Origin of the sequence: Methylobacterium terrae (genome assembly GCF_003173755.1) — a bacterium.
Classification (GTDB): domain Bacteria; phylum Pseudomonadota; class Alphaproteobacteria; order Rhizobiales; family Beijerinckiaceae; genus Methylobacterium; species Methylobacterium terrae.
This window is the reverse complement of the sequence record NZ_CP029553.1, coordinates 889,931-916,248: the sequence shown is the minus strand read 5'-3', so window position 1 is coordinate 916,248 and position 26,318 is coordinate 889,931. Positions and strand designations below refer to the sequence as shown.

The 26,318-nt window shown below is 72.2% G+C and carries 32 protein-coding genes; 16 read left to right on the top strand and 16 right to left on the bottom strand.

Annotated elements, in window-relative coordinates; translation table 11 throughout:
- Positions 1–3: 3 nt before the first annotated feature.
- The 6 genes from DK419_RS04100 to flgB all read right to left on the bottom strand — a co-directional run bounded on the left by DK419_RS04100 (position 4) and on the right by flgB (position 2,463).
- The gene (locus DK419_RS04100) at positions 4–552 is read right to left on the bottom strand and encodes a flagellar biosynthetic protein FliR (RefSeq protein ID WP_280953925.1); all 549 of its coding nucleotides are present in this window, start codon (positions 550–552) and stop codon (positions 4–6) included.
- A 5-nt stretch (positions 553–557) separates the two neighbouring features.
- Complete coding sequence (locus DK419_RS29760; RefSeq protein WP_280953924.1) at positions 558–776, bottom strand: flagellar biosynthetic protein FliR; 219 nt, start codon at positions 774–776, stop codon at positions 558–560.
- A 203-nt stretch (positions 777–979) separates the two neighbouring features.
- On the bottom strand, positions 980–1,246 hold the full coding sequence (fliQ, locus tag DK419_RS04095; protein ID WP_109957966.1) for a flagellar biosynthesis protein FliQ: 267 nt from the start codon (positions 1,244–1,246) through the stop codon (positions 980–982).
- Between the two features lie 10 nt (positions 1,247–1,256).
- Positions 1,257–1,562: a flagellar hook-basal body complex protein FliE gene (fliE, locus tag DK419_RS04090; RefSeq protein WP_109957965.1), complete on the bottom strand. Its 306-nt coding sequence runs from the start codon at positions 1,560–1,562 to the stop codon at positions 1,257–1,259.
- Between the two features lie 2 nt (positions 1,563–1,564).
- The gene (gene flgC / locus DK419_RS04085; RefSeq protein WP_109957964.1) at positions 1,565–1,975 is read right to left on the bottom strand and encodes a flagellar basal body rod protein FlgC; all 411 of its coding nucleotides are present in this window, start codon (positions 1,973–1,975) and stop codon (positions 1,565–1,567) included.
- 83 nt (positions 1,976–2,058) lie between these two features.
- On the bottom strand, positions 2,059–2,463 hold the full coding sequence (flgB, locus tag DK419_RS04080) for a flagellar basal body rod protein FlgB (protein ID WP_109957963.1): 405 nt from the start codon (positions 2,461–2,463) through the stop codon (positions 2,059–2,061).
- Between the two features lie 254 nt (positions 2,464–2,717).
- Between flgB and DK419_RS04075 the strand changes: the two genes are divergently transcribed.
- Both DK419_RS04075 and fliP read left to right on the top strand, forming a co-directional pair.
- Entirely contained in the window at positions 2,718–3,887 is a 1,170-nt protein-coding gene (locus DK419_RS04075) for a hypothetical protein (protein ID WP_245442823.1), read from the top strand.
- 104 nt (positions 3,888–3,991) lie between these two features.
- Entirely contained in the window at positions 3,992–4,747 is a 756-nt protein-coding gene (gene fliP / locus DK419_RS04070) for a flagellar type III secretion system pore protein FliP (protein ID WP_109962116.1), read from the top strand.
- 61 nt (positions 4,748–4,808) lie between these two features.
- Here fliP and DK419_RS04065 read toward each other — a convergent pair whose 3' ends face one another.
- From DK419_RS04065 to DK419_RS04050, 4 genes are all read right to left on the bottom strand, one after another.
- Positions 4,809–5,075: a hypothetical protein gene (locus tag DK419_RS04065; RefSeq protein WP_109957961.1), complete on the bottom strand. Its 267-nt coding sequence runs from the start codon at positions 5,073–5,075 to the stop codon at positions 4,809–4,811.
- 37 nt (positions 5,076–5,112) lie between these two features.
- The gene (locus DK419_RS04060; protein ID WP_109957960.1) at positions 5,113–5,538 is read right to left on the bottom strand and encodes a hypothetical protein; all 426 of its coding nucleotides are present in this window, start codon (positions 5,536–5,538) and stop codon (positions 5,113–5,115) included.
- Between the two features lie 70 nt (positions 5,539–5,608).
- Positions 5,609–5,965: a hypothetical protein gene (locus DK419_RS04055; RefSeq protein ID WP_109957959.1), complete on the bottom strand. Its 357-nt coding sequence runs from the start codon at positions 5,963–5,965 to the stop codon at positions 5,609–5,611.
- Positions 5,966–6,018: 53 nt separating this feature from the next.
- The gene (locus tag DK419_RS04050; protein ID WP_109957958.1) at positions 6,019–6,924 is read right to left on the bottom strand and encodes a DMT family transporter; all 906 of its coding nucleotides are present in this window, start codon (positions 6,922–6,924) and stop codon (positions 6,019–6,021) included.
- Positions 6,925–7,186: 262 nt separating this feature from the next.
- Here DK419_RS04050 and DK419_RS04045 point away from each other — a divergent pair, with 262 nt between their 5' ends.
- On the top strand, positions 7,187–8,068 hold the full coding sequence (locus DK419_RS04045) for a YihY/virulence factor BrkB family protein (protein WP_109962115.1): 882 nt from the start codon (positions 7,187–7,189) through the stop codon (positions 8,066–8,068).
- Between the two features lie 30 nt (positions 8,069–8,098).
- On the opposite strand, the gene DK419_RS04040 is transcribed toward DK419_RS04045, so the two are convergent.
- Positions 8,099–9,874 carry a glucan ABC transporter ATP-binding protein/ permease gene (locus DK419_RS04040; protein WP_109957957.1) on the bottom strand — a complete coding sequence of 592 codons (1,776 nt, stop codon included), beginning with the start codon at positions 9,872–9,874 and terminating at the stop codon, positions 8,099–8,101.
- A 280-nt stretch (positions 9,875–10,154) separates the two neighbouring features.
- On the opposite strand from DK419_RS04040, the gene DK419_RS04035 reads away from it, so the two are divergent.
- Complete coding sequence (locus tag DK419_RS04035) at positions 10,155–10,928, top strand: motility protein A (protein WP_109957956.1); 774 nt, start codon at positions 10,155–10,157, stop codon at positions 10,926–10,928.
- A 109-nt stretch (positions 10,929–11,037) separates the two neighbouring features.
- On the top strand, positions 11,038–11,871 hold the full coding sequence (locus DK419_RS04030; RefSeq protein WP_109957955.1) for an OmpA/MotB family protein: 834 nt from the start codon (positions 11,038–11,040) through the stop codon (positions 11,869–11,871).
- 31 nt (positions 11,872–11,902) lie between these two features.
- On the opposite strand, the gene DK419_RS04025 is transcribed toward DK419_RS04030, so the two are convergent.
- Both DK419_RS04025 and DK419_RS04020 read right to left on the bottom strand, forming a co-directional pair.
- Positions 11,903–12,412 carry a CAP domain-containing protein gene (locus tag DK419_RS04025; protein WP_425352658.1) on the bottom strand — a complete coding sequence of 170 codons (510 nt, stop codon included), beginning with the start codon at positions 12,410–12,412 and terminating at the stop codon, positions 11,903–11,905.
- 2 nt (positions 12,413–12,414) lie between these two features.
- Positions 12,415–15,048, bottom strand: coding sequence for a DUF3772 domain-containing protein (locus DK419_RS04020; RefSeq protein ID WP_109957953.1), 2,634 nt, complete (start codon positions 15,046–15,048; stop codon positions 12,415–12,417).
- Positions 15,049–15,650: 602 nt separating this feature from the next.
- Between DK419_RS04020 and DK419_RS04015 the strand changes: the two genes are divergently transcribed.
- The 5 genes from DK419_RS04015 (at position 15,651) to DK419_RS28495 (ending at position 18,760) form a co-directional block, all read left to right on the top strand.
- A complete protein-coding gene (locus DK419_RS04015; protein WP_048450649.1) occupies positions 15,651–16,199 on the top strand; it encodes an HNH endonuclease in 549 nt (182 codons plus the stop codon).
- A gap of 344 nt (positions 16,200–16,543) precedes the next feature.
- Positions 16,544–16,846, top strand: coding sequence for a hypothetical protein (locus tag DK419_RS04010; RefSeq protein ID WP_109957952.1), 303 nt, complete (start codon positions 16,544–16,546; stop codon positions 16,844–16,846).
- Between the two features lie 109 nt (positions 16,847–16,955).
- Positions 16,956–17,378, top strand: a complete 423-nt coding sequence (locus DK419_RS04005) for a hypothetical protein (RefSeq protein WP_245442822.1) — start codon at positions 16,956–16,958, stop codon at positions 17,376–17,378.
- 166 nt (positions 17,379–17,544) lie between these two features.
- Positions 17,545–18,240, top strand: coding sequence for a DUF4142 domain-containing protein (locus tag DK419_RS04000; RefSeq protein WP_109957951.1), 696 nt, complete (start codon positions 17,545–17,547; stop codon positions 18,238–18,240).
- 262 nt (positions 18,241–18,502) lie between these two features.
- Complete coding sequence (locus DK419_RS28495; protein WP_162561140.1) at positions 18,503–18,760, top strand: hypothetical protein; 258 nt, start codon at positions 18,503–18,505, stop codon at positions 18,758–18,760.
- Between the two features lie 187 nt (positions 18,761–18,947).
- On the opposite strand, the gene DK419_RS03990 is transcribed toward DK419_RS28495, so the two are convergent.
- The gene (locus DK419_RS03990; RefSeq protein ID WP_109957949.1) at positions 18,948–19,553 is read right to left on the bottom strand and encodes a DUF4142 domain-containing protein; all 606 of its coding nucleotides are present in this window, start codon (positions 19,551–19,553) and stop codon (positions 18,948–18,950) included.
- Between the two features lie 298 nt (positions 19,554–19,851).
- Between DK419_RS03990 and DK419_RS28490 the strand changes: the two genes are divergently transcribed.
- From DK419_RS28490 to DK419_RS03970, 5 genes are all read left to right on the top strand, one after another.
- Positions 19,852–19,992 carry a hypothetical protein gene (locus tag DK419_RS28490; protein ID WP_162561139.1) on the top strand — a complete coding sequence of 47 codons (141 nt, stop codon included), beginning with the start codon at positions 19,852–19,854 and terminating at the stop codon, positions 19,990–19,992.
- A gap of 84 nt (positions 19,993–20,076) precedes the next feature.
- A complete protein-coding gene (locus DK419_RS03985; RefSeq protein ID WP_109957948.1) occupies positions 20,077–20,598 on the top strand; it encodes a Spy/CpxP family protein refolding chaperone in 522 nt (173 codons plus the stop codon).
- A gap of 303 nt (positions 20,599–20,901) precedes the next feature.
- Positions 20,902–21,219, top strand: a complete 318-nt coding sequence (locus tag DK419_RS03980) for a hypothetical protein (protein WP_109957947.1) — start codon at positions 20,902–20,904, stop codon at positions 21,217–21,219.
- A gap of 136 nt (positions 21,220–21,355) precedes the next feature.
- A complete protein-coding gene (locus DK419_RS03975) occupies positions 21,356–22,258 on the top strand; it encodes a branched-chain amino acid aminotransferase (protein ID WP_109957946.1) in 903 nt (300 codons plus the stop codon).
- A gap of 109 nt (positions 22,259–22,367) precedes the next feature.
- Positions 22,368–23,465, top strand: a complete 1,098-nt coding sequence (locus DK419_RS03970) for a calcium:cation antiporter (RefSeq protein WP_245442821.1) — start codon at positions 22,368–22,370, stop codon at positions 23,463–23,465.
- 187 nt (positions 23,466–23,652) lie between these two features.
- On the opposite strand, the gene DK419_RS03965 is transcribed toward DK419_RS03970, so the two are convergent.
- Positions 23,653–24,687, bottom strand: coding sequence for a glutamine synthetase beta-grasp domain-containing protein (locus tag DK419_RS03965; RefSeq protein ID WP_109957944.1), 1,035 nt, complete (start codon positions 24,685–24,687; stop codon positions 23,653–23,655).
- Positions 24,688–25,144: 457 nt separating this feature from the next.
- On the opposite strand from DK419_RS03965, the gene DK419_RS03960 reads away from it, so the two are divergent.
- A complete protein-coding gene (locus DK419_RS03960) occupies positions 25,145–25,333 on the top strand; it encodes a DUF2735 domain-containing protein (protein ID WP_109957943.1) in 189 nt (62 codons plus the stop codon).
- A 20-nt stretch (positions 25,334–25,353) separates the two neighbouring features.
- On the opposite strand, the gene DK419_RS03955 is transcribed toward DK419_RS03960, so the two are convergent.
- A complete protein-coding gene (locus DK419_RS03955; protein WP_109957942.1) occupies positions 25,354–26,283 on the bottom strand; it encodes a glutaminase in 930 nt (309 codons plus the stop codon).
- Positions 26,284–26,318: the final 35 nt, after the last annotated feature.

Here is a 26,318-nt window from a genome sequence, read left to right as displayed (position 1 = left end):
CGCTCACGACCTCCCGAGATCGGCCAGGAAGCGGCCGAGATCGTCGACGAACACCCCCATCGTCACCCCGATCGTCGCCAGGAAGACCAGCATGCCGATCAGGATCGAGGCCGGGGTGGCGACGAAGAACACCTGCATCTGCGGCATCATCCGCGAGAGCACGCCGAGGCCGAGGTTGAACAGGATGCCGAAGGCGATGAACGGCGCCGAGATCTGCACCGCCAGGGTGAAGCCGCGGGCCACCGCCCCGACCGCGAAGGCGGCGGCGTCGCCGGTCGCCGGCATGCCGACCGGCGGCATCAGGACGTAGGAATCGCGGATGCCCTGGATCGCCAGGTGGTGGAGGTCCGAGGCGAGGACGAGCGTGAGGCCGAGCAGGCTCAGGAAACTGCCGAGCGTCGCCTGCTGGTTGCCGACCGACGGGTCGACGGTCATCGCGAAGGCGAGGCCGAGCTGCTGGGCGATGATCGTGCCGGCGGTCTGGAGCGCGGCGATCACCGCCCGCACGCTCAGGCCGAGCACCAGCCCGACCGCGATCTCGCCGACGAGCACGCCGATCAGCGCCGTGCCGGCGCCGCCGGGCTCCGGGCCCGCGCCCCCGGGAGCAGCGGGCGGGCGACCGGGAACAGCACCAGGGAGAGCAGCAGCGCGAAGGCGAGGCGCAGGCGCGGCGTCACCATCGCCTCGCCGATGCCCGGCATCAGCATCACCAGGGTGCCGACCCGCGCGAAGGTGAGGAGATAGGCCGAGGCGAGGCCGGGCAGGAGGAGGTTCACGTCCGGGGCGATTCGGGGGGCTAGAGCATTTTCCGACGAAGTGGATACCGGTTCGTCGCAGAAAATGCGGCAAAATCAAAGGCCTAGAGAGCTTCGCGAGTGCAACGCGATCGTGAAGTGCTCTCGCGGGTCCGGGTGTTATTCGATCTGCGCGTCGGAATGGCTAGTCGCCGCGTCGCGCGTCGGCACCCGCCGGGCCGCCCTCACCCCCCGGAGGCGATGCGGGCGGCGATGCGGGTCATGTAGCCGGCCAGCGCGTCGCCCATGAAAGGCAGCATCAGCAGCATCGCGGCGAAGACCGCGACGATCTTCGGCACGTAGATCAGGGTCTGCTCCTGGATCTGGGTCAGGGCCTGGAACAGCGACACCGCGAGGCCGACCACGAGGGCGACGACCATCAAGGGGCCGGCGACCTTCAGGAAGGTGAAGATGCCGTCGCGGGCGACGTCGAGGATGGCGAGGCCGGTCATCGACGGAATCTTAAATCTGCATCCGCATGATGTCCTCGTAGGCCGAGATCACCCGGTCGCGCACCGCCACCAGGGTCTGGAGCGCGGTCTCGCTCTCGGCCACCGCGGTCACCACGTCGACGACGTTGGCCTTGCCGGCGGCGACCGCCATGGCCTGGCCGTCGGCGCGCTTGCCGGCCTCCGACACCCCGTCGAGGGCCGAGGACAGGAGGTGGGTGAAGCCGCCCTCCCCCGCGCCGGCGGTGCCGGCGGCCGGGCTGCGGCCGATGTTCTGGATCGCGGCGTAGGCGCCGGCCGCGAAGGCATTCGTGGTCATGGTCAGGCCTTCAGGATGTCGATGGTGCGGGACACCATGCGGTTGGTGAGCGTGACCATGTTGAGGTTCGCCTCGTAGGAGCGCTGGGCCTCGCGCATGTCGACGGTCTCGACCAGGACGTTGACGTTGGGCATCCGCACCTCGCCGTTGGCGTCGGCGGCCGGGTTGCCGGGATCCTGCTTGGAGCGGAACGGGCTCTGGTCGCGCCGGACCTTGCCGAGGTCGACCACGGACGCGTCGAGCGCGCGGTCGACGTGGTTGGTGAAGGTCGCGATCTTGCGCCGGTAGGGCTCGGCGGCGGCGCTGGTGGGCGCCGAATCCGCGTTGGCGATGTTCTCCGAGATCACCCGCATCCGGCCCGACTGGACCTTGAGCCCGGAGGCCGCGATGCCGATCGCCTTGCTGAAATCCATGGAAACCACCTCGGGTCGGGCTGACGGGAATCGGGGAGGCGGCCGGTCGCCGCGACACCGGCGCGACGGCGAACGGGACGGTGCTACCGGCCGACCGCGGTGCGCAGGGTCTGCAGGCTCTTGCGGTAGAGGAGGCTCGCGAGCTGGTAGTCGCTCTGGTTGTCGGCGGCCTTCAGCATCTCGTCCTCGAGGCTCACCGCGTTGCCGCTCGGCGTCATCTCGAAGCGGGTGCCGGTGCGCTCCTCGCTCGGACCGCCGCCGCCGGCGCTGGCGAGGTGCAGGCCGCTGGTGCGCTCCATGCCGATGACCGGCAGCCCCGCGGCGGCGACGGCGCCGTCCGGCCGGAATCGCGGCTCCTTGAGGTCGCGGGCCCTGAAGCCCGGCGTATCGGCGTTGGCGACGTTCTCCGCCAGGACCTTCTGGCGCGTCTGCTGCCATTGCATCCGGTTGCGCAACATCGCGACGACGGGGAGATCGGTGACCGACACGGGCGGGCCTTCCGGTTTAGACCGGCACAATCTGCCTAGCGCATGGTTAAAACCTGGTTAAGACGATCCGTGTTCGCGCGTCCCGCGCGGACCGGCCCCATGCCGCTCAAAGCTGTTAACGATATGTTAAGGTCCCCTGCGCAGGCCGGTCACGGCCGTGCTAGAAGGCGTCACATCGTCGGCGTGCCCCGCGTACGCCTCACTTGAGAGACCGTGCTTTGCTCTCCTCGATCCTCGGGACGGACGGTTCGCCCTTGCTCTCCTACCTGATCGTCTTCCTGATCATGGTCGTGCTCCTCAGCCTGTTCGCCCTCGGGGCGAAACGGTTCGCCCGGGGCCGCCTCACCCTGGGGGGCAACGGCGCCACCGGCCGCAGCCGGCAGCCGCGGCTCGGCATCGTCGACATCTACGAGCTGGACCGGCAGCGCCAGCTGATCCTCCTGCGGCGCGACAACGTCGAGCACCTGCTGCTGGTCGGCGGGCCGAACGACGTCGTGGTCGAGCGCAACATCGTGCGGGCCGGCGGCAACCGGGTCGCGGCGGAGCTGGCCGACCGGTCCGAGCCGGCGGACGCCCCCGACATGCCCCTGACCCTGCCGGCGGGGCACGAGCCCGCGCCGCTGCCGCCGCCCTTCCCCGAGCCCGAGATCCCCGTCCGCACCCCCGAGCCGGTCCGGACCACCCCGGTCTTCGCGCCGGCCCCGGAGGCGGCGCCCGAGGCGGCGCGGCCGGCCTCGCGCTTCAACGCCTCGCGCCGGGTCGAGCCGCCGAGCCTGCGCGCCGCCCGCCAGACCCCGCCCCTCGGAGTTCCGTCCCTCGGAGTTCCCGGTGTCGAAGCGCCGCCCCCGGAGGCCCCGGCCGACGCGTCGCCCGCCTTCGCGGTCCAGCCGCCCCCGGTGGTCGAGGCACCTCCGCCGATGCCCGAGCCGATCCTGCCGCCCGAGCCGGTCCCGGCCCCGGCCGGCACCCGCGGGACCGAGCCGCGCACGGTGGACGCGGCGATCCTCAACGACATGGCCCGCCAGCTCGAGGAGGCCCTGCGGCGGCCCTCCTCCGCGGTGGCGCCGGCCCGCCCGTCCGCCCCGGCGGTGAGCGCTCCGCCCGAGCCCGTGTCCGAACCTGCACCCATGCCGGCGCCGCCCCCGCCGCCCCCGCCGGAGCCCGAACCCGAACCGGAGCCCGCTCCTCCGCCGCCGCCAGAGCCGCCTCCGCCCCCGCCCCCGGAGCCCGAACCGGAGCCCGAACCGGAGCCCGTCCCGCCGCCCCCGCCGGAGCCGGTCCCCGAGCCGCCCCCGGCCCCGCCTCCGCCCCCGGAGGAGCCGGCGCCCGCCGCGAAGCCGCCCTCGGTCCAGAACCCGTTCTCGGTCGAGGAGATCGAGGCCGAGTTCGCCCGCCTCCTCGGCCGGCCCCTCGACAAGCGCTGAGCCCCCGGGCTGTTGCACCGGAACCGCGCCCGCCCGCCCTCGACGGGGCGAGGCGGGCGCGGCGCTTGCGGGCGGCGGCGACGCGGCCCAGGGTCGCCGCCGCCATGCCGCCCGCGAATCGCCCGTCCCTCCTCCCCCTCCTCTGCCGCGCGACGATCGCCCTGCTGTTCCTGTCCGGCGGCACGGCGCTGGCGCAGAGCCTGACGGTCGATCTCGGCCCCAGCGGCGGCGTCACCGAGCGGGCGCTGCAGCTCGTCGCCCTCATCACCGTGCTGGCGCTGGCGCCCTCGGTGCTGGTGATGGCGACCTCGTTCACCCGCATCGTGGTGGTGCTGTCGATCCTGCGCTCGGCGCTCGGCACCCAGACGGCGCCGCCCAACGCGGTGATCGTCAGCCTGTCGCTGTTCCTCACCGCCTTCGTGATGGCGCCGACGGCACGGGAGGCCTACCGCACCGGCATCGAGCCGCTGCTCGCCGGGCAGATCCAGCAGAGCCAGGCCTTCGAGCGCGCGAGCGCGCCGTTCAAGGCGTTCATGCTGCGCAGCGTGCGCGAGAAGGACCTCAAGCTGTTCCTCGACCTCGCCCGGGCCGGCACGCCCGCGACGCCCGAGGCCGTCGGCCTCGAGGTGCTGACCCCCGCCTTCATGGTCTCGGAGCTCAGGCGCGCCTTCGAGATCGGCTTCCTGCTGTTCATCCCGTTCCTGATCATCGACCTCGTGGTCGCGTCGATCCTGATGTCCGTCGGCATGATGATGCTGCCGCCCGCCACCGTGGCGCTGCCGTTCAAGCTGATCTTCTTCGTGCTGGTCGACGGCTGGACCCTGGTCGCGGGATCGCTGGTGCAGAGCTACGGCGGGTGACCGGAGCGCGGGCGGCAAGTCGGCCCGATCAAGTCGCCCGGATCAAGTCGCCGGCATCAGGTCACCGGGCTCGCGGCGACACCAGGGTCAGGGACCGGCCGGCGAGATGGGCCGGCACGCCGCGGCGCATCAGGCGGTCGCGGCGCGCCCGCCGGGCGAGGCCCGCGCCCTGCGCCTGCGCGGCGTCGATCACCGGCTGCGTCCAGGCCTCGAACCAGGCGATCTGCACCGCGAGGCCGAGCAGCACCATCTCGCCGGCCAGGACCTGCGAGGCCGCCACGACCCGCCGCAGCTGCGCGTCCAGGGGGATGCCGGGATGGGCGCTCATCAGGCGCCGCCGGCCCGCCCGCGCCGGGCCGGCGGCGTCACGGGAGGCCGGCCTGCGGCAACGGGACGTCCGGGTTCGGGCAGACCGCCTCGATCACGTGGGCGGCCGGGACGGCGTCGGGAATCGCCGTCGCCGCGGATGCGAGGTCGGGGCCGGCCTCCTCGACGGGCGCGGCATCCGGGGGCGCGGGAGCCGCGGAATTGTACGGCCGGTTGTAGCAGCGGCCGATCGCGCGCCAGAACGCCGCGCGCTCCTCGGGGGCGAAGCGGCGCAGGCAGGCATCGAGGGCATCCCGGCCGGCACGGGCGAGGTGCGCGCGCGCGCCTTCGTCCAGGCGGTCGGACCCTGCGCCCGCGCTCGGCGCGAGGTCGATCGCGCGCAGGTCCGGGTCGGGGGCGATCGAAGGAGACGGTGTGAGATCGTGCGGACGCGCGATCGAAGCGGGCGCTGTCGGCTCGGGCACGGCGCGGCTCCCTGACGGTTTGCGACGTCGGGTTCAACGCCCAAGGCCTCGCTTCGATCCAGGCCGGCTGTCAGGGCTCGGGAAAGAACGACGGCGGGATGTTGTAGATCGGCAGGTTGGTGTTGCGCGGCAGCCAGGCGTGGAAGGCCGGGCCCTCGGGCTCGCCGTAGGAGACCGGCTGGACCGCGCCGCCGCGGCGTGGGCCGGCATAGGCCCGATGCCGGGGGACAGGCGCGACGGCCCGCCGGGGCGCGCGCCCGTATCCCGCGGGAGCGCTCCCATACCCTGCGGGCGCCCTCTCGTACCCCGCGGCGGCCCTGCCGTAACCGGCGGGCGCCGGGCGGCCGAAGTCCGGATCGCCGTCCGCCGCCGCGGGGGCGGCGAGCGCCAGGATCATCAGGCCGGCGGTCAGGGCGGGGCGCATCATGCGGGCGGTCTCCGAGATCCCGCCAGCATAAACCTGCGAATCCCACCAGGGGCTTAACCGCGGCTCGCGATCGCCACCCCGGCCACCGCCACCACCATGCCGAGGAGCTGCACCGGCGCCAGCGTCTCGCCGAACAGGCCGAACGCCATCGCGGCCGAGACCGGCGGCACGAGGTAGAACAGGGCCGCGACGCCCGCCACCGCCCCGCGGCGGATCAGCCCGAGCAGGATCAAGATGCCGCCGACCGAGAGGCCGAGCACCGCCCAGGCGAGGCCGAGGAGCAGCGGGACCGAGAGGTCGAACGCGCCGTTCTCGGTGAGGAGGGCGAGCGGCAGGGTGAGGAGGCCGGCGCCGACGAACTGCGCCGCGGCGTTGGTGCGCAGGTCGACCGCGACGGCCTTGCGCTTCTGCCACAGGGTGCCGAGCGTGATCCCGACCGTGCCGCAGAAGCAGACCGCGAGCGCGACGGGCGGGATGCCGCCGCTGGCGCCGATGCGCGGCGCCAGCACCAGCCCGGCGCCGAGGAGGCCGACCGCGATGCCGAGCCAGCGCAGACCTGAGACCCGCTCGCCCAGCAGCGGTCCCGCCACCGCGGCGGTGAGCAGCGGCTGCAGGCTCGCCACCAGGGCGGCGATGCCGGCCGGCAGCCCGCGATGCACCGCCCAGAACACCGCGTCGAGGTAGACGCCGTGGATCAGGATCCCGGCCACCATCGCGTCGCGCCAGCCGCGCCACCCCCGGGGCCAGGTCGCGCCGGCGGCGAGCGCCAGGCCCGACAGCACCCCCGCGCTGAGGACAAAGCGGATGCTGAGGAACGTCAGCGGCTCGGCATGCGGCGCGATCAGCCGCGCCACGATGAAGCCCGTGGCCCAGATCAGCACGAACAGGCCGGGCGCCAGGCGGGTCGGCCAGGAGACGCCCGGTGAAGCGGCGTCGGAGAGAGGCAGGAGGCGGCTCATGATGCCTGCGCAACGAGCACGAGCGCGGCCGTTCCGCAACCGGGGACGGGAGCGGACCGGCTCCCCCGGCCGCGCAGGGCTGACGCACCGCGCCATCGTGCCCCGAAGGACGCGGGCGCCGGTTTTCTGTCCGCCCGGCTTTCCAGGACGGGGCCGCGCGCTCTACCTGAGGCGACAGGACTGCCCGCGTCAGACGCCTGCCCCAGGGGACGTCTGCCGGAAGACCCGTGACGTCGACCAGCCCGAGAGCCCGCGCGCCGTGATCCGTCCCCGCACCGCCCTGGAGATCGCCGCGATCGCGGCGCAGCGCTTCGTCGCCCATGACGGCTGGGCGATCGCGAGCCACATCGCGCTCTCGCTCCTGACCTCGCTGTTCCCGTTCCTGATCCTGCTCACCGCGCTCGCGGGCGTGTTCGGCACCAAGTCGCTCGCCGACGAGGCCGGCAACCTCCTGTTCGAGATCTGGCCGAGCGAGGTGGCGGGGCCGATCGCCGGCGAGGTCCACCGGGTGCTGACCGAGCAGCGCGGCGGGCTCCTCACCCTCGGCGCGGTGCTGGCGCTGTACTTCTCGTCGAGCGGGGTCGAGAGCCTGCGGGTCGGCCTCAACCGGGCCTACGGGTTGCGCGAGATGCGGCCGTGGTGGCTCACGCGGCTGGAATCGATCGGCTACGTGATCTGCGCCGCCTTCGCGATGCTGGCCTTCACCTTCCTGGTGGTGCTCGGGCCACTGATGTGGCGCGGTCTGGTGCTGGTGGCGCCGGGGCTGGAGCCGCTCGGTCTCACCATCGCGGTCGGCCGGGTAGGAGTGACCGTGCTGCTCGTCGCGAGCGTGCTGGTGATCGCCCACAAGTTCATCGCCGCCGGGCGCCGGCCGGTGCACATGGTGCTGCCCGGCATCGCCGTCACCCTCGGCCTGTGGGTGCTGGCCGGCCTCGGCTTCGGGATGTACCTCGACCGGTTCTCGAGCGCCTACGTCTCGACCTACGGGGGTCTCGCCACCGCGATGGTGTTCCTGGTCTTCGTCTACTGGCTCGCCGCGATGTTCCTGTTCGGCGGCGAGATCAACGGCACGGTGATCGCCGCCCGCCGCCGCCGCCTCCAGGCCCGGGCACAGACCCGGCGGGAGACGATCAAGATGCTGTAGGGGCAGACCCCTCGCCTGCCCCCATCCCGGTCACGCCGCCATCGCGTAATCCGGCTCGGGCACCGCCGCCATGAACTGGGCCCGGGCGAGGTCGGCGAAGCGGCCGCCCTCGGCCACCAGCTCGTCGAAGGTGCCGCTCTCGACGATCCGGCCTTGGTGGAAGACCAGGATGCGGTCGGCGTCGCGGATCGTCGACAGGCGGTGGGCGATCACGAAAGTGGTGCGCCCCTCCATCACGGCCTCCAGCGCGCCCTGGAGCTTGCGCTCGGTGGCGGCGTCGAGCGCGCTCGTCGCCTCGTCGAGGATCAGCACCGGCGGGTTCTTCAGGAGCGCCCGGGCGATTGAGAGCCGCTGGCGCTCGCCGCCGGACAACGAGCGGCCGCGCTCGCCGATCACCGTGTCGAGCCCGTCGGGCTGGCGCGCCATGAACTCGGCGGCCTGGGCGCGCTCGAGGGCGTCGAGCATCTCGGCATCGGTGGCGTCGGGCCGGCCGACCTGGAGGTTCTCGCGGATCGAGCGGGCGAACAGCATCGGCTCCTGGAACACCACGCCGATGTTGTGGCGCAGGGACGACAGGCCGATGTCGCGCAGGTCCTCGCCGTCGATGCGGATGGTGCCGGCATCGGGGTCGAAGGCGCGGTGGAGGAGCCCCAGCGTCGTCGACTTGCCCGAGCCCGTGGTGCCGACGAGGGCCACGGTCTCGCCGGCGCGCGCCGTGAACGACACCCCGTCGAGGGCCGGGCGGCGGCCGTCGTAGGAGAAGCGCACGTCCTCGAAGGTCACGTCGCCGTCAAGCCGCGCCACCGCCTTGGCGCCGGGCCGGTCGTGGACGGCGGGCACGGTGTCGAGGATCTCGAAGAATTCCTGCATCTTCGGCGCCTGCAGGAAGACGCCGTTGACGAAGGCGACGACCTGATCGAGCCGGGCGACCAGCATCGTGGCGAGGCTCATGAACGAGACCACGTCGCCGACGGTGGCCATCCCGTGGCCGTGCAGCACGATGCCGGTGACGAAGATCGCCGTCATGGTCAGCGTCGCCGAGGCGCGGGTGGCGACGGAGGCCAGCGCCCACCAGGACAGGACCGGGATCTGCGCGGCGAGCAGGTCGCGGATGATGCCGTGCATCGCCTCCTTCTCGGCCTTGGCGCGGGTGAAGGACTGGATCACCGCGACGTTGCCGAGGGCGTCGGAGGCGTGGGCCGCGAGGCCCGAATGGTACTCCTCGACCTTGCCCTGCAGGGTCTCGGTGCGGCGCAGGACGAAGGTGGTGAGCGCGGTGAACACCACCATCAGGGCGACCAGGATCGAGCCGAGCTGCCAGTTGAGGAACAGCGTCAGCGGCAGGAGCACGACGAGGGAGACGAGCGCGGCGCAATGGTCGCGGAAGAAGCCGAGCCAGGTCGCCGCCATGCCGCTCGTGCCCTCCAGCATCGCCTTCAGCACCCGGCCCGAATGGTTGGCCGAGTGGAAGGCGAGCGGCAGGTCGAGGACGTGCTCGAAGTAGTTGGCCATGGCGGACAACCGGCTGCGGTGGGCGAGCCGGTCGGCGTGGAGCGCGATCAAGACGCCGGCGCCGATCGAGAACAGCCCGAACCCGACCCAGGCGGCGACCAGCAGCAGCAGGCCCGACGTGCCGGCGCCGCCGGCCGGCAGGTGGGTCAGCCGGTCGATGATGCGGCCGAACAGCACCGGCTCGGCGAAGGCCGCCACCGCGAGCGCGACGTTGGCCGCGGCCAGAAGCGCGCCGAGGCGCAGGTCGGGCCCGAGCTGGCCCATGACCCGAACGTAGAGCCTGATCAACCGCATCGACGGTGAACCCTGATGAGATGCCCTTGTGACGCGGCCCGGGCCCTCGCCCGCCGCCTGCCCCGCGCGCGGCCTGTTTGGCGGCCGTTCGATCGCATGGTCGTCTCTATGACAGATCCTCGCTGAACGGCGCATGACGGCGAGGGGTCGAGGCAGCGGCATTTTTACCGTTCGTTGACCGTGTTCGCCGTAACGTCCGAGCCAGGACACGCGCGCCGCCTCAGCGACGTGCCCCGCAGGCGCGGGGCCGCGCGAGCGCGCATGAAGGGGCCGCCCACAGATGGATATCGCAACCGGCGCCGGCCTCGTCGGCGGCATCGCGGTCGTGTTCGTGCTCATCATGATCGACGGCGGCAACTTCGCCGCCTATTTCGACAAGCACGCGGTGATCGTGATCTTCGGTGGCGCCACCGCCGCCACCATGCTGCGCTTCCCGTTCTCGGTCATCGTCCACGGCGTGCCGATGGGCCTGCGCTACGCCTTCAACATGCGGGCGATCCGGCCGCGCGAGCTGATCGACGAGATCACCAAGATCGCCGACGTGGTCAAGAAGCAGGGCCCGATGGCGATTGAGAACCTCGAGATCTCGGACCCGTTCCTGGCGCAGGGCGTGCGCTACATCGCCGACGGCTACGACCGCGAGTTCATCCGCGACACGATGGAGCGCGACCGCGACAACTTCCTGATGCACCTCGACGAGGGCTCGAAGGTCTACCGCGCCTTCGGCGACTGCGCCCCGGCCTGGGGCATGATCGGCACGATCCTCGGCATGGTGACGATGTTCGCCAACATGTCCGACCCCTCGAAGCTCGGCCCCGCCATGGCGACCGCGCTGCTCGCCACCCTGTACGGCGCGCTCATCGCCAACATGATCACCCTGCCGATCGCCGACAAGCTCCACGTCAAGCTCGAGGAGGAGGACGTCTCGCGCTCGCTCATCATCGACGGGGTGCTGCTGATCCGCGACGCCAAGAGCGCCTCGCTGGTGCGCGAGATGCTGATCGCCTACCTGCCCCACAACCACCGCGACGAACTGGCCGCCGAGGCGGCCTGATGCACCGCGACGAACTGGCCGCCGAGGCGGCCTGATGCACCGCGACGAGCCGGCCGCCGAGGCGGCCTGAGGCTTTCGGAGCTGGGCGTCCTTCAGGGAGATCTGACCGGTGGCCAAGAAGAAGCGCGGCGGGGCCCATGGCGGCCACGGCTGGTTCGTGACCTTCGCGGACCTGATGGCGCTGTTGATGAGCTTCTTCGTGATGATCGCCGCCTACTCGACCCAGGATCAGAAGAAGCTCCAGGCGGTGGCGGGCTCGATGCGCGACGCCTTCGGCACCACCCGCGAATCGCGCTTCAGCGGCATCATCGAGAAGGACGGCCTGCCCTCGGCGACCAAGCTGCGCAACGTCCGCGACATCCCGCCCGAGAAGGCCTCGGACCGGACCGATCCCCCGTCCGACGACGAGGCGCTGGCCGACGGCATCCAGCACAGGAGCTACAAGGACGGCTTCGGCCTCGCCGTGACCTCCCTGCGCCAGGCCTTGCAGGACCTGCCGGAGATCGCCGAACTGTCGAAGAGCATCGTGATCGAGGTGACGGCGCGGGGCCTCGACATCTCCCTCGTCGACCAGGACAACCGCGCGATGTTCCCCGAGGGCTCGACGCGGCCCAACGACCGCACCCGCCAGGTGCTGGAGCGGATCGTGCCGACCTTGCGCCGGCTGCCCAACCGCATCGCGGTGACCGGCTTCACCGCCGCCGACCGCCCCGGCCGCCGCCCCGCCGCCCCGCCCTGGGAGCTGTCGGCCGGCCGCGCGGTCAGCGTGCGCGAGATCCTGGCCGGCAACGGCCTGCCGGCCGACCGCTTCGCCTCGGTGTCGGGCAAGGCCGATACCGAGCCGCTGTTTCCCGACAACCCGTACCTGCCGGCCAACCGCCGGGTGACGGTGACGCTCTTGAACGAGGCGCCGCCGACGCCGAGGGGGATCGGGTTCCCGTAGGGCCCGACCTCGCGGTGCGAGGCGGGCGCCGCTACTTCGCCACCAGCAGCGCCCAATACACCTTGTACTTCGACCCCGGCGCGTAGGCCGTCGCGATCCCCATCCGGGTCGCCGTCGGGTCGAGCATCACGGCGTTGTGGGCCGGGCTCTCGCGCCACCCTGAGAACGCTTCCGCCAGGGTGTGGTAGCCGGCCGAGAGGTTGGCGGCCGGGTCCGGGTAGCCCATGCGGGCGGCCACCGTCTTGACGATGTCGGCCTGGCTCGGGCGGCCGGCGGCGGCCATGGCGGCGGTCTCGGTCTCGGCGAGGCGCTGGAGGCCGGGATCGAGGGCGAGGGGCGGCAATCCCTTGTTGCGGCGATAGGCGGCGATCATGTCGTGGGCCGCGCCCGCGTCGATCTGGGCGCCGGTCGCCGCCATCGGCCAGTACAGGCTCGGTCCCGCCGGGCCGACCGGCGCCCGCGTCGCCTCGGTCGCCGCGCAGGCGGCGAGCGAGAGCGGCAGGCCCAGGCAGACGAGGCGCTTCAGCGCGGCGGGACGGATCTTCACGGCACGGTCTCGGGGGTTCGGCGACGCTCGGCCTCGGGCTCGGAGCGGGTCTCGGGCCGGAGGGCGGCAGGACTCGCCATGCGGGCGATCTGCCCCATCGCGTCCTGCATCGCGTCCAGCCCCTGAACCGTGACGATGCTCGATCCAGGTCCGAGATTGGGGATGAGACCGCCCTCGGACAAGGTCTTGAACACCGCGAAGTTGAGGTCGCTCTGCACCTTCGCCTGCGAGCCGACGTCGGTGATCATCGCGATCAGCTCGAATTCGAGGAAGGGATCGCCGATCTTGCGGAACACCACCCGGGGCGGCGGCTCCTTGAGCACGTCCGGATGGGCCTTGGCGCAGGCCGCGATCAGCTCGGCGGCGTGGACCGGGTCCTGGTTGCGCAGGACGCTCACCGTGATGGTGACCCGGCCGGTGCGGTCGCCGCGGACCCGGTTCTTCACCACGCCGGAGATCAGGTTCGAGTTCGGCACGATCACGGCCGAGCGGTCGAAGGTCTGGATCTCGGTCGAGCGCACGCTGATGCGCCGGACATAGCCCTCGTTGTCGCCGATCACCACGAGGTCGCCGACCCGGATCGGCCGCTCCCAGAGCAGCAGCAGGCCCGAGACGAAGTTGTTGACGATCGATTGCAGGCCGAAACCGATACCGACCGACAGGGCGCCGGCGACGATGGTGAGCTTTTCCAGGCTCAGGCCCAGGTACGAGAAGGCGAGCGCCAGGGTGAGCAGGAAGCCGACATAGCCGCTCACCGTCGAGATCGAGTTGCGCAGGCCCGGGTCGAGGTCGGTGGCCGGCAGGTAGGTGTTCTCGAGCCAGCGCTGCACCGCCTTGGTGATGAGGAGGCCGAGCGTGAACAGCCCGATGGCGAGCGCGATCGTCGAGAGCGAGATCGTCACCCCGCCGACGGTGAAGCCGAAGAACGCAGCCTGGGCCCAGGAGAAGATGTCGGTCGAATCGACGCCCCAGGAGGCGAGCAGCAGGACGCCGGCCGCGGTGAGCAGCACGACTCGGACGAAGCCCGAGATCAGCACCGCGATCTGGTTGAGCGAGCGCTTGCGCAGGCCGGTATTGGCCTGGAGCGCGGTCGCGATGCGCGAATCGTCCTGGAGGGCGGACGCCACCACCGCGTCGACGCTCGCGATCGCCAGGTAGAGGAGCGCCGCCGCGATGGCGGTCCACATCAGCTGGTCGATCAGGAACGACGACAGGGCGATGTAGCCGACGAGCGCCGAGACCCCGATCGCCGCCACCACGATCCAGCCGAGGATGCGCAGGGGCCCGCCGATGCCGGAGGTCGACTCGGCGGCGATGTAGGGGCCGAGGCAGGCCTCGTCGGTCTCGGCCCGGGCCGCGAACCGCCGCAGGCCCTCGGCCAGCACCACGGCGACCACCGCGGCGAAGACGCCCTTGGTGACGATGGTGATCGGCAGGCTGACCGAGATGCCCTCGTTCAGCCCCTCGATGGTGCGGCCGACCGCGATCACCGAGGCGATGGCGATGATCAGGCGGTTGAGCCGCTCGGCGGTGGCGTCGGTCATCGCGACGAGGCGCCAGGCCGGACGGTCGGGCGAGAGCAGCGCGTCGGCCATCGCCTCGACCACCGCCACGAAGGCGAGCGAGGCGACGATCCGGTGGGCCGCCGGCAGGAGGCGCAGCGGCAGGAGACCGGTGACGTCGAGGGTGTAGCCGACGAGGAAGCTGCCGAGCACCGCCGGCACCGCGCCGACGAGGAAGACGCGCCAGGCCGCCAGCACCCGGGCGTAGCGGGTCGGCTGCGCGTCCGTCGACGAGCGGTGCCCGACCCGCGGGGCGATGTGCCGGCGCCCGATGTAGAGCGCCACCGACACGCCGATCGCCAGCGCGAGCAGGAACAGGTTGAACGCCGAGCCCCGGCGCTGGACCTGGGTGACCGAGTCGTCGACGGAGCTCTTCAGCGCCCGCAGGTCGCGGTCGAGGTCGCTGGCGGCGCGCATCCACAGGTTCGGGCTCACCAGGCCGTCGGTGCGCTCGAACAGGGCGCGGGTGAAGGCGGAGCGGCGCCGGTTGCTGATCTGGTCGGTGATCTGCTCGCTCTGGACCAGGAGCGAGCGGGCGAGCCGCAGCGTGTCGTCGATCTCGGCGACGCCGGCCTCGCGCTGGGCCCGCTCCTGGGCGACGTCCGCGCCCTCGGGATCCTTGGGCTTGGGCCCGAGCTGGTTCAGCCGTTCCTTGGCCGCGTCGAGCCGGGGCCCGAGCTGCTCGACGACCTGGCGCAGCCGGTCGGCCACCGCCGGGATGCCCTCGCGCAGGAGCGCGAGGTCGTCCTTGTTCAGCTCGCGGTGGGTCAGGGCCTGCTCGCGCTGGTCGAGGTCGGCCTTCTCGGCGTCGAGCTGGGCGCGGATCTGCTTGATCTGCTCGGAGATCGGGGTCTGCGGCGGCGGCTTGGGCGCCTCGGCCGGCGCGGCGGCGGGCTGGGCGGCAGCGGGCTGGGAGGGCTTGGCCTCGGATTTGGCGTCGGGCTTCGCGGCCGGCGCCTGGGCGACGAGCGCCCGCTCCGGCTTCGCCGCGTGTCCCTGCGCCGCCGCGAGCCCGGGGCTCAGCAAGGCGGCCGCCAGGGCGATCGTCCATCGGCGAAGCTGTCTCATGCGCAATCCTTCTCACCCGCGTGTCGGGCACGTCTCCCGGCGGCCCGGCATGGTCGTGGTCGTGGCGGGGCGACCCGGCCGGGCGGCCGGCCTCCCTCGCGATCGGGGTCGGTTCGAGCGGTCTACCTAGGTCATCCGCCCGGACCGGGAACCGAGGCGGCCCGCGGGATCGCGGATCAATGGGGCGAAAATCCGTGCCGGCCGCCGGGGCTCCGCGCTGCCGGAGCCCCGCGGGCGGCGGATTCGTGTGGGGCGTGACGAGACGCCCCGAACCGAAACCTTCACAACCCTGTCATGCTGCTATTAGACTAAGCCCCGATGGACACGGCCATTTCGCTCTGCTGCGGGAGGATCCCGGTGATCGTCCACACTCAGCAGCCCAGACGGCGCCCGGATCGCATCCCGGCCGCGCCCCACGGCGTCCGCTCCCCGGGCGGCCGTGGCGGGCATCCGCCGTGTCCTCCGACTCTCAGTCCCCCCACTCTTCCCGACCGGCTCGGAGGATAGGCGATGGTCCCCATCTCCTCTCCTGGCGAGCGACGCGAGGACCGGCACCGTGCCGGCTCCCCTCGCCGCGGTCGGCCCGTCGCCAGGGCAGGATGATGCTGGACCTTCAAACCCTCGTGCTCAACGCGGATTACCGGCCGCTCTCGTACAACCCGCTCTCGCTGTGGTCGTGGAAGGATGCGTTCACGGCCCTGTTCCTCGACCGCGTCACCCTGGTGGCGAGCTACGACGTCGAGGCGCGCTCGCCCAGCCGCTCCCTGCGGGTGCCGAGCGTGGTGGCGCTCAAGAGCTACGTCGCCATGGCGCGCAGCCCGGCCTTCACCCGCTACAACATCTACCTGCGCGACACGTTCTCGTGCCAGTATTGCGGCCTGCGCCTGCCCTCCGGCGGGCTGACCTTCGACCACGTGGTGCCGCGCTCCCGCGGCGGCCAGTCGAGCTGGGAGAACGTCGTCGCCGCGTGCAGCCCGTGCAACCTGCGCAAGGCCAACCGCACCCCCGAGGAGGCCGAGATGCCCCTCCTCAACGAGCCGCGCCGGCCGAGCCGCCACGAGCTGCACCGCCGCCAGCCGGAATTCGACCACCGCCAGTACCACCACACCTGGATCGACTACCTGTACTGGGACAGCGAGCTGGAGACGTGATCGGAGCGGGAGCCGCCCCGACCGGGGTGACGCACGGGCCGGAGGCGATACTCCGCCTCGCCTGATGAGGAGCGGAGCCATGCCTCTCGCAGCGGCCGCACGCGCATTCCGGATGTCGGAAGCGGATTTCCGCACCGTCCAGGCGAAGCGGCCGGACCACGAGCGCCGGGAACCGATCGAGGGGCTCCCGGTCATGATGACGCCGCCCCTCATGGAGCACACCGTCATCGCGACGCCCCTCCAGACCCTGCTGAATGCCGCCCTGCGGGACCACGACGGGACCCGGGTACGCGGTCCGGCGGCCCGGCCTCGAGTTCCCGTGGCCGCGAGCCATCCTCGCCGAGATGGACAGGAAGGGGACCGACAAGCCGGAGCCCGACGTGGCGGTGGTCGATCATGACGACGTGATCGAGGGCAAGGTCGGGCTCTACCGGGAGCACGGCCCCTGCGAGACGATCGTCGTCGCCGAGCAGGAGCGCGTGCACGCGACGGTGCATGCCCGCGACACCGGCGTCTGGACATGCCGAGCGCTGACCGGACTCGGCGACGATCTCGTGGTTCCGTCGGCGGGCCTCGCCTGCAAGGTGGCGAATCTCTACCGGGATACGCGCTGGCAGCCGCGGCGGGGGCGCGGGGACCGGCCCTGATCGCCGCCCGACCGCGCGACACCCTGGAGACGGCGGCGCGGATTGGGCTACACGCTGGAGGCTTGTCCCGTCAGGCCGCGCCGCGCGGCCCGCCAGCGCCGAAAGCCGCATGCCGCACCCGACCGTAACCGACGTCCCCGAGCCTGCCCGCTCCGAGCCCGCCGGCCGGAAGCCCGCCTCCAAGCCCGTCCGCGCCCGCCGCGACTGGCCCGGGCTCTTCCTGCGCGCCGTCCTCTCGCTCTTCCTCGGCCTGCCGCTCGGCGGCGTGCTCTTCGCCCTGACCGGGCTCGGGATGGCGATCGCCGGCGACGACCCGCTGCTGCAGCATCCCTGGCTCGTCGCCTTCCGCACCCTGGCGGCGGCGGTCAGCTACGTCTTCCTCGGCGGCTTCGCCTGGACGCCGGAGGGCGGCTACGAGAGCCTGCACGCCTGGTACGCCGCCGGCGTGGTGCTGGCCTTCCTGCTCCTGAGCCGACCGTGGCGGCGCTGGACGCAGCGGCGCAGGCCGGAGGCGTGGCCGCGCCGGGCCTGAGTCGCCGGCCGGGGGCCGGGCGGGACCAAGGCCGCTGCGCGATATTGCCGCGGTTGTGCGACGGGGAGAGGTGGAACGGAACGTCCGTCGGGTGAGGAGTTTACTCCCCCCGAGCATCCAGGCCCGCGAGCGCCGGGATGCGCGCCCTCCACCGGAGCCTCATCCCATGCATCGTCGCGACGTCCTGGTCAGCATGCTCTCCGCCACGGCGGCCCTCGCGGTCACCCGCACCGCCGTCGCCCAGCCGATTCCGGCCGGCGCCATGCCGACGCCGGTCTACCTGGCGATGGCCACCAAGGGCGGCCTCTTCCTCGAGAACACCGCGCGCGACGCCTTCGCCAAGACCGGCAACCCGCGGGTCAAGCGGTTCGCGCGGGCCGAGGTGACCGAGCAGGTCAACCTCGCCAACAAGATCGACGCGGTCACCGGCGGCAGCGTGCCGGTGGCAGCCGGCGGCGGGCAGCCCGGCCCCGGCGGCCTCGTCGGCGGCCTGGTGGCGGCGCCGCTCGCGGTGGCGGGGGGCGTGGCCGGCGCGGCGGTCGGGACCGTCGGCGGCGTGCTCGGCGTTCCGGGCGGTGGGGGCCCCGGCGGCGGGGTTCCCGGCATGACCACGGACGAGCAGAAGGCACAGATCCTGTCGCAGCTCTCCGGCCTCCAGGGCGGTCCGCAATACGACGCCGCCTTCGTCAACGCCTCGCTCCAGGGCCACCGCGAGGCCCTGACGATCCACGGCTCCTACGCCCAGAGCGGCGAGGACCCGGCCCTGCGCCGCGTCGCCCGCGGCGCCGTCCCGCTGATCCAGCTCCACATCTCGCAGCTCTCCCAGATGCAGCGGATGATGGGCGGCGGCGCCGAGGGCTGAGCGGCGGCCCGACGGACGGGCTTCCCCGCGCAGCCGGCATCGACGATCGATCACCCCGGGCCCGCCGCCGGCGGGCCCGGGGTGATGCGCGTCCGGGAGAGGCGATGCCGGCCCTCCGGCGTCAGGCCCAACGTCGATCGACAGGACCTAACGAATCACTTCGATACACTTGAGCGGCTTGTGACCCCTGACGCCGGCTTCTAGCATCGCGTCGTGTTCGAACCGGCTTGAACTGCCGCGAACTGGTCGGCGGGGGAAATTCATGAAGAAAATCCTGCTCTCTGTGCTCGTCCTCGGACTGCTCGGCAGCCACGGCGTGCTTGCACAGGAAGGCTGCAAGTCCGTCACGGCATCCTGCTCGCAGATGCAGGCGAACTGCGAGGAGAAGTGCGGCACGGCCGCCAATCCGGGCCGATGCGCGACGACGATCTGTGCCGCCGCGATGCCCCGGTGCAAGGAGAGCGGTGTCTGGAACCCCAGGACTTCCGCGACGTGCTGGAAGACGAGCAACCGCTCCTAGGGGTTCGAGGCCGAGCAGCCCGGGAATATCCTCAGGTCGGCTCCGCCGCGCCCTGAGGGAATGATCGCCGCAGGGCCCGAGGCGAGCGCTCTCCTCGCCCGCCGGCCCTCTCGCGAGACCCGGCCCGGCGCACGGCGGTCCGTACCGGTCGCGCCCTCGAACGCCGCCGTCCGAGGGCGCGGCGGCATCAGTCCTTCAGGTCCTTCTCGATGTCGGCGAGCAGCGCCAGGTGCTCGCGGATCTGGCCGCGGGCGAGCTTGGCGACACCGAGGTTCTCCCGGTCCTTGCCGGTGGCGAGGTAGGCCTCCTGGATCTTGAGGAGCGCCTGGTGGCCCTCGATCTGGCCGCGGACGTAGTCGAGGTCGAAGGCCTTGCCGGACTTCGCCTGCTCGAGCTTGTCGAGCATCGCCTTGCCCTTCGGATCGAGCTGCCCGGTGACCTCGGGCTCGGCCGGCGGCTTCACCTGGCCGCTGGCCGCCTGGGCGGGGTCGCGCATCGCCTTGAGCACGTCGGCGATGGTCTCCTGCTCGGCGACCTCGAAGCGGGCGAACTGCTTCACGTCGTCGTCGGAGGCCTTCTGCAGCGCGACGCGGCTCGCCGCGAGCGAGGCCGAACCGGCCGCCAGGGTGTCGGCGGCGTGCTTCGCCTCGGCATCGCCCATCCGGGCGCCGGTATTGCCGGTGGCCGCGGCGGTCGGGCCGCCCTGCTGCTGCTGCTGCGCGAACGCCGCCGTGACGAGGGACGGGACCGCCACGGCCGTGGCGAGGGCGGTCAGTGCGAGACGACGATGCATGGGACACCTGACTGTCGACGATGGGAGACGCCCGGGCGCGGGCTTCTCTGGTGCGCCCCGGGGGCACTCCGATGCGCCCGGAAGCAAGCACTAACGCCTCCGCGAAAGACGAGGTTTCAGCGTCGCCTTTCGGCCGCCGCGGCGAATGCGGCGGCGGTACCGCGGACCGGCTCCCCGCTTCGATCGCGTCCCGGGCCTACGCCCATCGGCGAGGTTTCGCCGCCGGTCGCGAATGTGTCGTCTGGCCACGGCAACGTCCGGCCGGCGCGGGAGCCGGCGGGGATCACGGAGGCTGGGGATGACCACGATCTTCTTCGGACAGCTCCGGCCGGGGCCGGGCACCGCCGGAGCGGGCACGGTCACGCCGGTCGCCCCCGTCTCCTGCTCGGCGATCGTCGTCTGCCACCTCGCCGATCGGCGCCGCATGACGAAACCGTAATCCGCCCGTGAGGTCCGGGCCATCCGGCCCGGCCCATCCTGCAACCTCGGCGGTCCGGCAGGCGGCCCGCGCGAGGACCGTGTCATGCAGCGCAGTCTCACCCTCGGGGCGTTGGCGGGAATCTTGAGCGCCGGGATGCTCGGCGGCGCCCTGGCGCAGGCGCCGGACGCGCCGCGGCCGGTCCGGATCGCGCATGCGGGCGGTCCGGAGGGCCGGCGCGGCCTCAGCGCCGAGGATGCAAGGGCCTTCACCGACGCCCGCGTCGCGGCCCTGCATGCCGGCCTGACGCTCACCCCCGACCAGGAGAAGCTGTGGCCGCCGGTCGAGGATGCGATCCGCACCCTCGCCCGGCTCAACCGCGACCAGCGCGAGGCCCGGCGCGGACGCGACCGCGATCCCGTCGCCGAGAACGCCCCGGAGGCGATCCGGGCCCGGGCCGACGCGCTCGGCGCGCGCGCCGACGCCTTGCGCAAGCTCGCCGACGCCTCGCAACCGCTCTACGCCACCCTCGACCCGGCGCAGAAGCAGCGCGCCGCCCTGCTGAGCCGGCCGATGGGCGGACATCGCGGCCCGCCGGGGCACCACCGGCACCATCGCGACGACTGACCGCGAGCCGGCTCGCGCCGGCCGCCGCCTCCTTCCCCGAAATCCCCTCGCCGCCCCGGCCCCCGCCGCGGGCGGCGAGGCCGCGTGGGCCGCTCGCAACAATCGGCGCAATCCGCACGCAATCCAGCCATGCGATATCCGCGGGTGCGGGACGGCCCGGCCGGGTTTCGAACCGAGGCCGGGATCCCGCGAGGACACGCATCGCGGCGGGTCACCCGCGGCCGACGGCTCCGGCCGGCGGCCGGGGCGCCCGGATCGGAGAGCAGCCACCGCGGGCTGAGCGGCAACCAGCGGGAGAGGAAGATGGACAACGTCATCCGTCCGGATTTCCGGCGCGCGGCCAAGGCCGGGTGCGGCGAGAAGAGAGCGTCCCGCGCGGCCCAGTACGTCAAGACCTACGGCGAGGTCGGGCATTACGCCGTGTCGCTGGTACGCGACCGCTCGGGCGCGGGGGGCGACGTCTACCAGGTCGTGATCGACGCGCCCGGCGGCCGGATCGGCCCGGTCGGCGTCGAGCCCGCGACCGCCGACGGCATGTTCGACGCCGACCTCGTCGGCGCGGCGGTGCTTCGCACCCTCGAGCTGATGGCGCAGCGCTCCGGCGACTTCGACGTCGCCTGACCGGCGATCCACGCCGAAGCCCCCCGACCCATCCCTCCACCCAGCCCCCCTCCCCCGCCCGTCGACGGCCGCCCGACATGGACAGGCGGTCCCGCGCCGCGCCATCATGCGGCGACCGACGGGCGGGACATGAGCGATGGCCGAGACCAAGACGGCGGGGAACACGTCGACCCACGAAGACACGTCGACCCACCAGGACACCTGGACCTACTTCGAGGGCGCCTGGCACCCGGGCAACGTGCGGATGATGGGGCCGCGCACCCACGCCGCCTGGCTCGCCTCGACGGTGTTCGACGGGGCCCGCGCCTTCGAGGGCGTGACCCCGGACCTCGACCTCCACCTCGCCCGGATCAACCGCTCGGCCGCGGCCTTCGGCCTCGAGCCGGTGGTGGCGCCCGGCACCTGGGCCGAGCTGGTGCGGGACGGGCTCGCGCGCTTCTCGCCCGACGCGGCGCTCTACATCCGGCCGATGTACTGGGCGGAAGGGGGCCTCGGCGGCGCGGTGCGGATGGACCCGGCCTCGACCGCGTGGTGCCTGTGCCTCTACGAGGCGCCGATGCCGCCGCCGACCGGCTTCACCGCCACCCTGTCGCCGTTCCGGCGCCCGACCCCCGACGCCGCGCCCCTCGACGCCAAGGCGGGCTGCCTCTACCCCAACAGCTCGCGGGCGATCGCCGAGGCGGCGTCGCGCGGTTTCGGCAACGCCCTGATGCGCGACGCGCTCGGCAACGTCGCCGAGTTCGCCACCGCCAACGTGCTGATGGCCCGCGACGGCGTGGTCCATACGCCGGTGGCGAACGGCACCTTCCTCGCCGGCATCACCCGCGGCCGGGTGATCGCGCTCCTGCGCAAGGCCGGGATCACCGTGGTGGAGCGGACGCTGAGCGTCGACGACCTGATGGGCGCCGACGAGGTGTTCTCGGTCGGCAACTTCGCCAAGGTCGTGCCGGTGACCGCCCTCGACGACCGGACCTTCGCCCCCGGCCCGCTCGTCGCCAGGGCCCGCGAGCTGTACTGGGCCTTCGCGCACGGGGGCTGAGTCCCCTCGCTCGCGTGTCCCGATCGTTTCTCCACGTATCCGACCGTTTCCCTTGCCCCCTCGCCCGCCCCTTGACACAAGCGGGGCGGTTCCGGGGAGCGAGGTGACGATGCTGGTGCGGTTGGGGGTGGCGTGGGCGACGGTGGCGGCCTTCGCGGTGTTCGGCGGGGGCTGGCTCGGCGGGCTCGACGCGCCGCTGGTGGCGGCCGGGCTGTTCGCCTGGCTCTTCTCCGTCATCCTGTGGTCGGCCTTCGGCGTCGTGCACGAGGCCGAGGAGCTGGCCGACCGCCTCGGCGAGCCCTACGGCACCCTGATCCTCACGCTGTCGATCGTGGTCATCGAGGTGGCGCTCGTCGCCGCCGTGATGCTGGGGGCCAAGGCCGCGCCGACGCTCGGGCGCGACACGATGTTCGCCGTCATCATGATCGTGATGAACGGCCTCGTCGGGCTCGGGCTGATCCTCGGCGGCCTGCGCCACCGCCGCCAGAACTACAACCTCGACGGCGCCGGCGCCTACCTGGCGGCGATCATCCCGCTCACCACCATCGCGCTCATCATCCCGAACTTCACCACCTCGACCCCGGACGGCTCGCTGACCGTGATCCAGGCGGTCGCCTTCTCGATCCTGACGGTGGTGCTCTACGGCATCTTCCTGCTGCTGCAGACCGGCCGCCACAGCGACTTCTTCACCGACCTCGTCAAGCCGGGCGCCGTCGCGCCCGAGACGCCCGCCCACCACCCGGATGCCGGGACCGGGGCGATCCTGCGCCATGCCGGCCTGCTCCTCGTCAGCCTGCTGCCGATCGTGCTCCTGTCGAAGAGCCTGGCGGCGATCCTCGACCACGGCATCAAGGCCCTCGGCGCCCCCTCGGCGCTCGGCGGCGTCATCATCGCCGCCATCGTGTTCACGCCGGAGGGCATCAGCGCCCTCAAGGCGATCCGGCGCGACCAGCTCCAGCGGGCGATCAACCTCTGCCTCGGCGCCGTCACCTCGACGGTCGGCCTCACCGTGCCGGCGGTGCTCGCCATCGGCATCGTCTCGGGCCAGCGGGTGGTGTTGGGCCTGGCGCCGGCCCAGATGGCGGTGCTCGCCATGACGCTGCTGCTGAGCGTCATCACCTTCTCGCGCCAGGGCACGACGGTGCTGGAGGGCGCGGTGCACCTGGTGGTGTTCCTGACCTACCTGACGCTGATCTTCAGCCCGTGACGGTCGGGTCGACAGCGGTGCGGCCGGCCGGTCACGCTTCCACCTCGCATCGTCATTCCAGGTCCGCGGGAGCGGAGCCCGGAATGACCAGGGGGGGATGAGGTCCGCCGCGTATCCCGACAATGAAAGAAAGCGGCGCGGGACCCTCCGGCCCGCGCCGCTCACACGCTCACCGGTGCGCCGGATCTCAGGCCGCGGCCGAGACCTCGGTCGGGACGGTCGCGATGGTCTTCAGGATCTGCGAGGCGATCTGGTAGGGGTCGCCCATCGAGTTCGGGCGGCGATCCTCGAGGTAGCCCTTGTAGCCGTTGTTGACGAAGCTGTGGGGCACCCGGATCGAGGCGCCGCGGTCGGCCACGCCCCAGCTGAAGGTGTGGATCGAGGCGGTCTCGTGCTTGCCGGTCAGCCGCATGTGGTTGTCCGGGCCGTAGACGGCGATGTGGTCCTCGCGGGCATCGCCGAAGGCCGCCATCAGCTTCTCGAAGTAGTCCTTGCCGCCGACTTCGCGCATGTACGAGGTCGAGAAGTTGGCGTGCATGCCCGACCCGTTCCAGTCGGTGTCGCCGAGCGGCTTGCAGTGGTACTCGATGTCGATCTCGTACTTCTCGCACAGGCGCTGCATCAGGTAGCGCGCCATCCACATCTCGTCGGCGGCCCGCTTGGAGCCCTTGCCGAAGATCTGGAACTCCCACTGGCCCTTCGCCACCTCGGCGTTGATGCCCTCGTGGTTGATGCCGGCGGCGAGGCAGAGGTCGAGGTGCTCCTCGACGATCTGGCGGGCGACGGAGCCGACGTTCGAGTAGCCGACGCCGGTGTAGTACGGGCCCTGCGGCGCCGGGAAGCCGGTCTCGGGGAAGCCGAGCGGGCGGCCGTTCTTGTAGAAGAAGTATTCCTGCTCGAAGCCGAACCAGGCGCCTTCGTCATCCAGGATGGTGGCGCGCTTGTTCGACGGGTGCGGGGTCTTGCCGTCCGGCATCATGACTTCGCACAGGACCAGGACGCCGTTGGTGCGGGCCGGGTCGGGGAAGTGGCGGACGGGCTTCAGCACGCAATCCGAGGAGCTGCCCTCGGCCTGCTTCGTCGAGCTGCCGTCGAAGCCCCAGAGCGGGAGCTGCTCGAGGGTCGGGAAGCTGTCGAAGGCCTTGATCTGGGTCTTGCCGCGAAGGTTCGGGGTCGGCGCATAGCCGTCGAGCCAAATATACTCGAGCTTGTATTTGGTCATCTCGCGTCTCTCTTCAGGTTCCGATGGTGCCCGGGATTCCTACGTCGGCGCCATCACCCGCCAGCGGCATCCCCTCGCTAGCAGGACCCGTGCCAACCCCGGCCGGTCCGACGAAGCCGGCGGAACGATCGCAGGCGCGGTGCGTTTCCGTGACCCTGCCGGGGCATGATAGCCCCATGACCGCCCGATGACCGCCCGATGACCGCCCTCTGGGAGCCCTTGCGTCACGACCATCCCGGGGAGTGGCGACCGACGATGCCCGGTTGCGCGCCAGGGCGCCAGGGCGCCCAACTCCGCGCCACACCCGCCAAACCGACCGACGACGCAAGCGCGGGCATGCACGAATTTTAGCCAAGTGCTGATTTTTTCGTGGTCAAACCGCGCGATCCCCGGGCACACTTCGTGACGATCTCAAGGACCGCCGCAGCGATGCGCGGCCCTCACGGGAGACCACCTGATGAGCACCACAGGCCCACGCACCACCGCGAAGATCTACGCCTTCCCGGCCGGCGGCCGCAGCCGCGGCGGCCGCAACGACTGGACGGCGCAGAGCCCGGCCGCGCGGGAGCGCGCACCCGAGATCATGCCGGCGAGCGGCGGCTACCACGACGAGGCGATCCGCGAGGAGCGCTCGCGCAAGCCGTAGGATCCCGGCACGAGGTCTCCCTACTCGCCGAAGATCGACCAGCCGAGGCGCCGCGTCAGCCGCTCCAGGGCGATGCGGCCGAGATGGGAATTGCCGGCGGCGTCGAGCCCCGGCGCCCAGACGGCGATCGAGGCACGCCCCGGCGCCACCGCCAGGATGCCGCCGCCGACGCCGCTCTTGCCCGGCAGCCCGACCCGGTAGGCGAACTCGCCCGAGCCGTCGTAATGGCCGCAGGTCAGCATGACGGCGTTGATGCGCTTGGCCCGCTCGGCCTGCACCACCGACAGGCCGGTGCTGGGGTCGCGCCCCGAATGGGCCAGGAACCGGCCCGCCGCCGCGAGCTGCCGGCAGGTCATGCTGATGGCGCAGTGGTGGAAATAGACGCCGAGCGTGTACTCGACCGGGTTGTCGATCACCCCGAACGACTTCATGTAGTTGGCGAGCGCGACGTTGCGGAATCCCGTGCGCTGCTCGGAGGCCGCGACCGCCTCGTCGATGGTGATCGAGGTGTCCTGCGCCAGGGACTGCATGAAGCGCAGGATCTCGCCCAGCGCCTCGCGCGGCTGGTGGCCCGACAGGATCAGGTCGGTGACGGCGATCGCGCCCGCATTGATGAACGGGTTGCGCGGGATGCCGCGCTCGTATTCGAGCTGCACGACCGAGTTGAACGGGCTCCCCGAGGGCTCGCGCCCGACCCGCCGCCACAGCTTGTCGCCGGCCATGCCGAGCGCCAGCGTCAGGGTGAACACCTTCGAGATGCTCTGGATCGAGAACGGGACGTCGCAATCGCCCGCCGCCGCGACCGTTCCGTCGGCGCCGATCACCGCGAGGCCGAAATGGCCGGGATCGACCCGGGCGAGTTCCGGGATGTAGCGCGCCACCTCGCCGCGATCGGGACGCTGGCGCATCTCGTCGACGATCTCGCTCACGACGGTCTCGAGGTTCGGCACGGAGCGGGGATCCCTGAACGGAGGTCAAGCGCGGC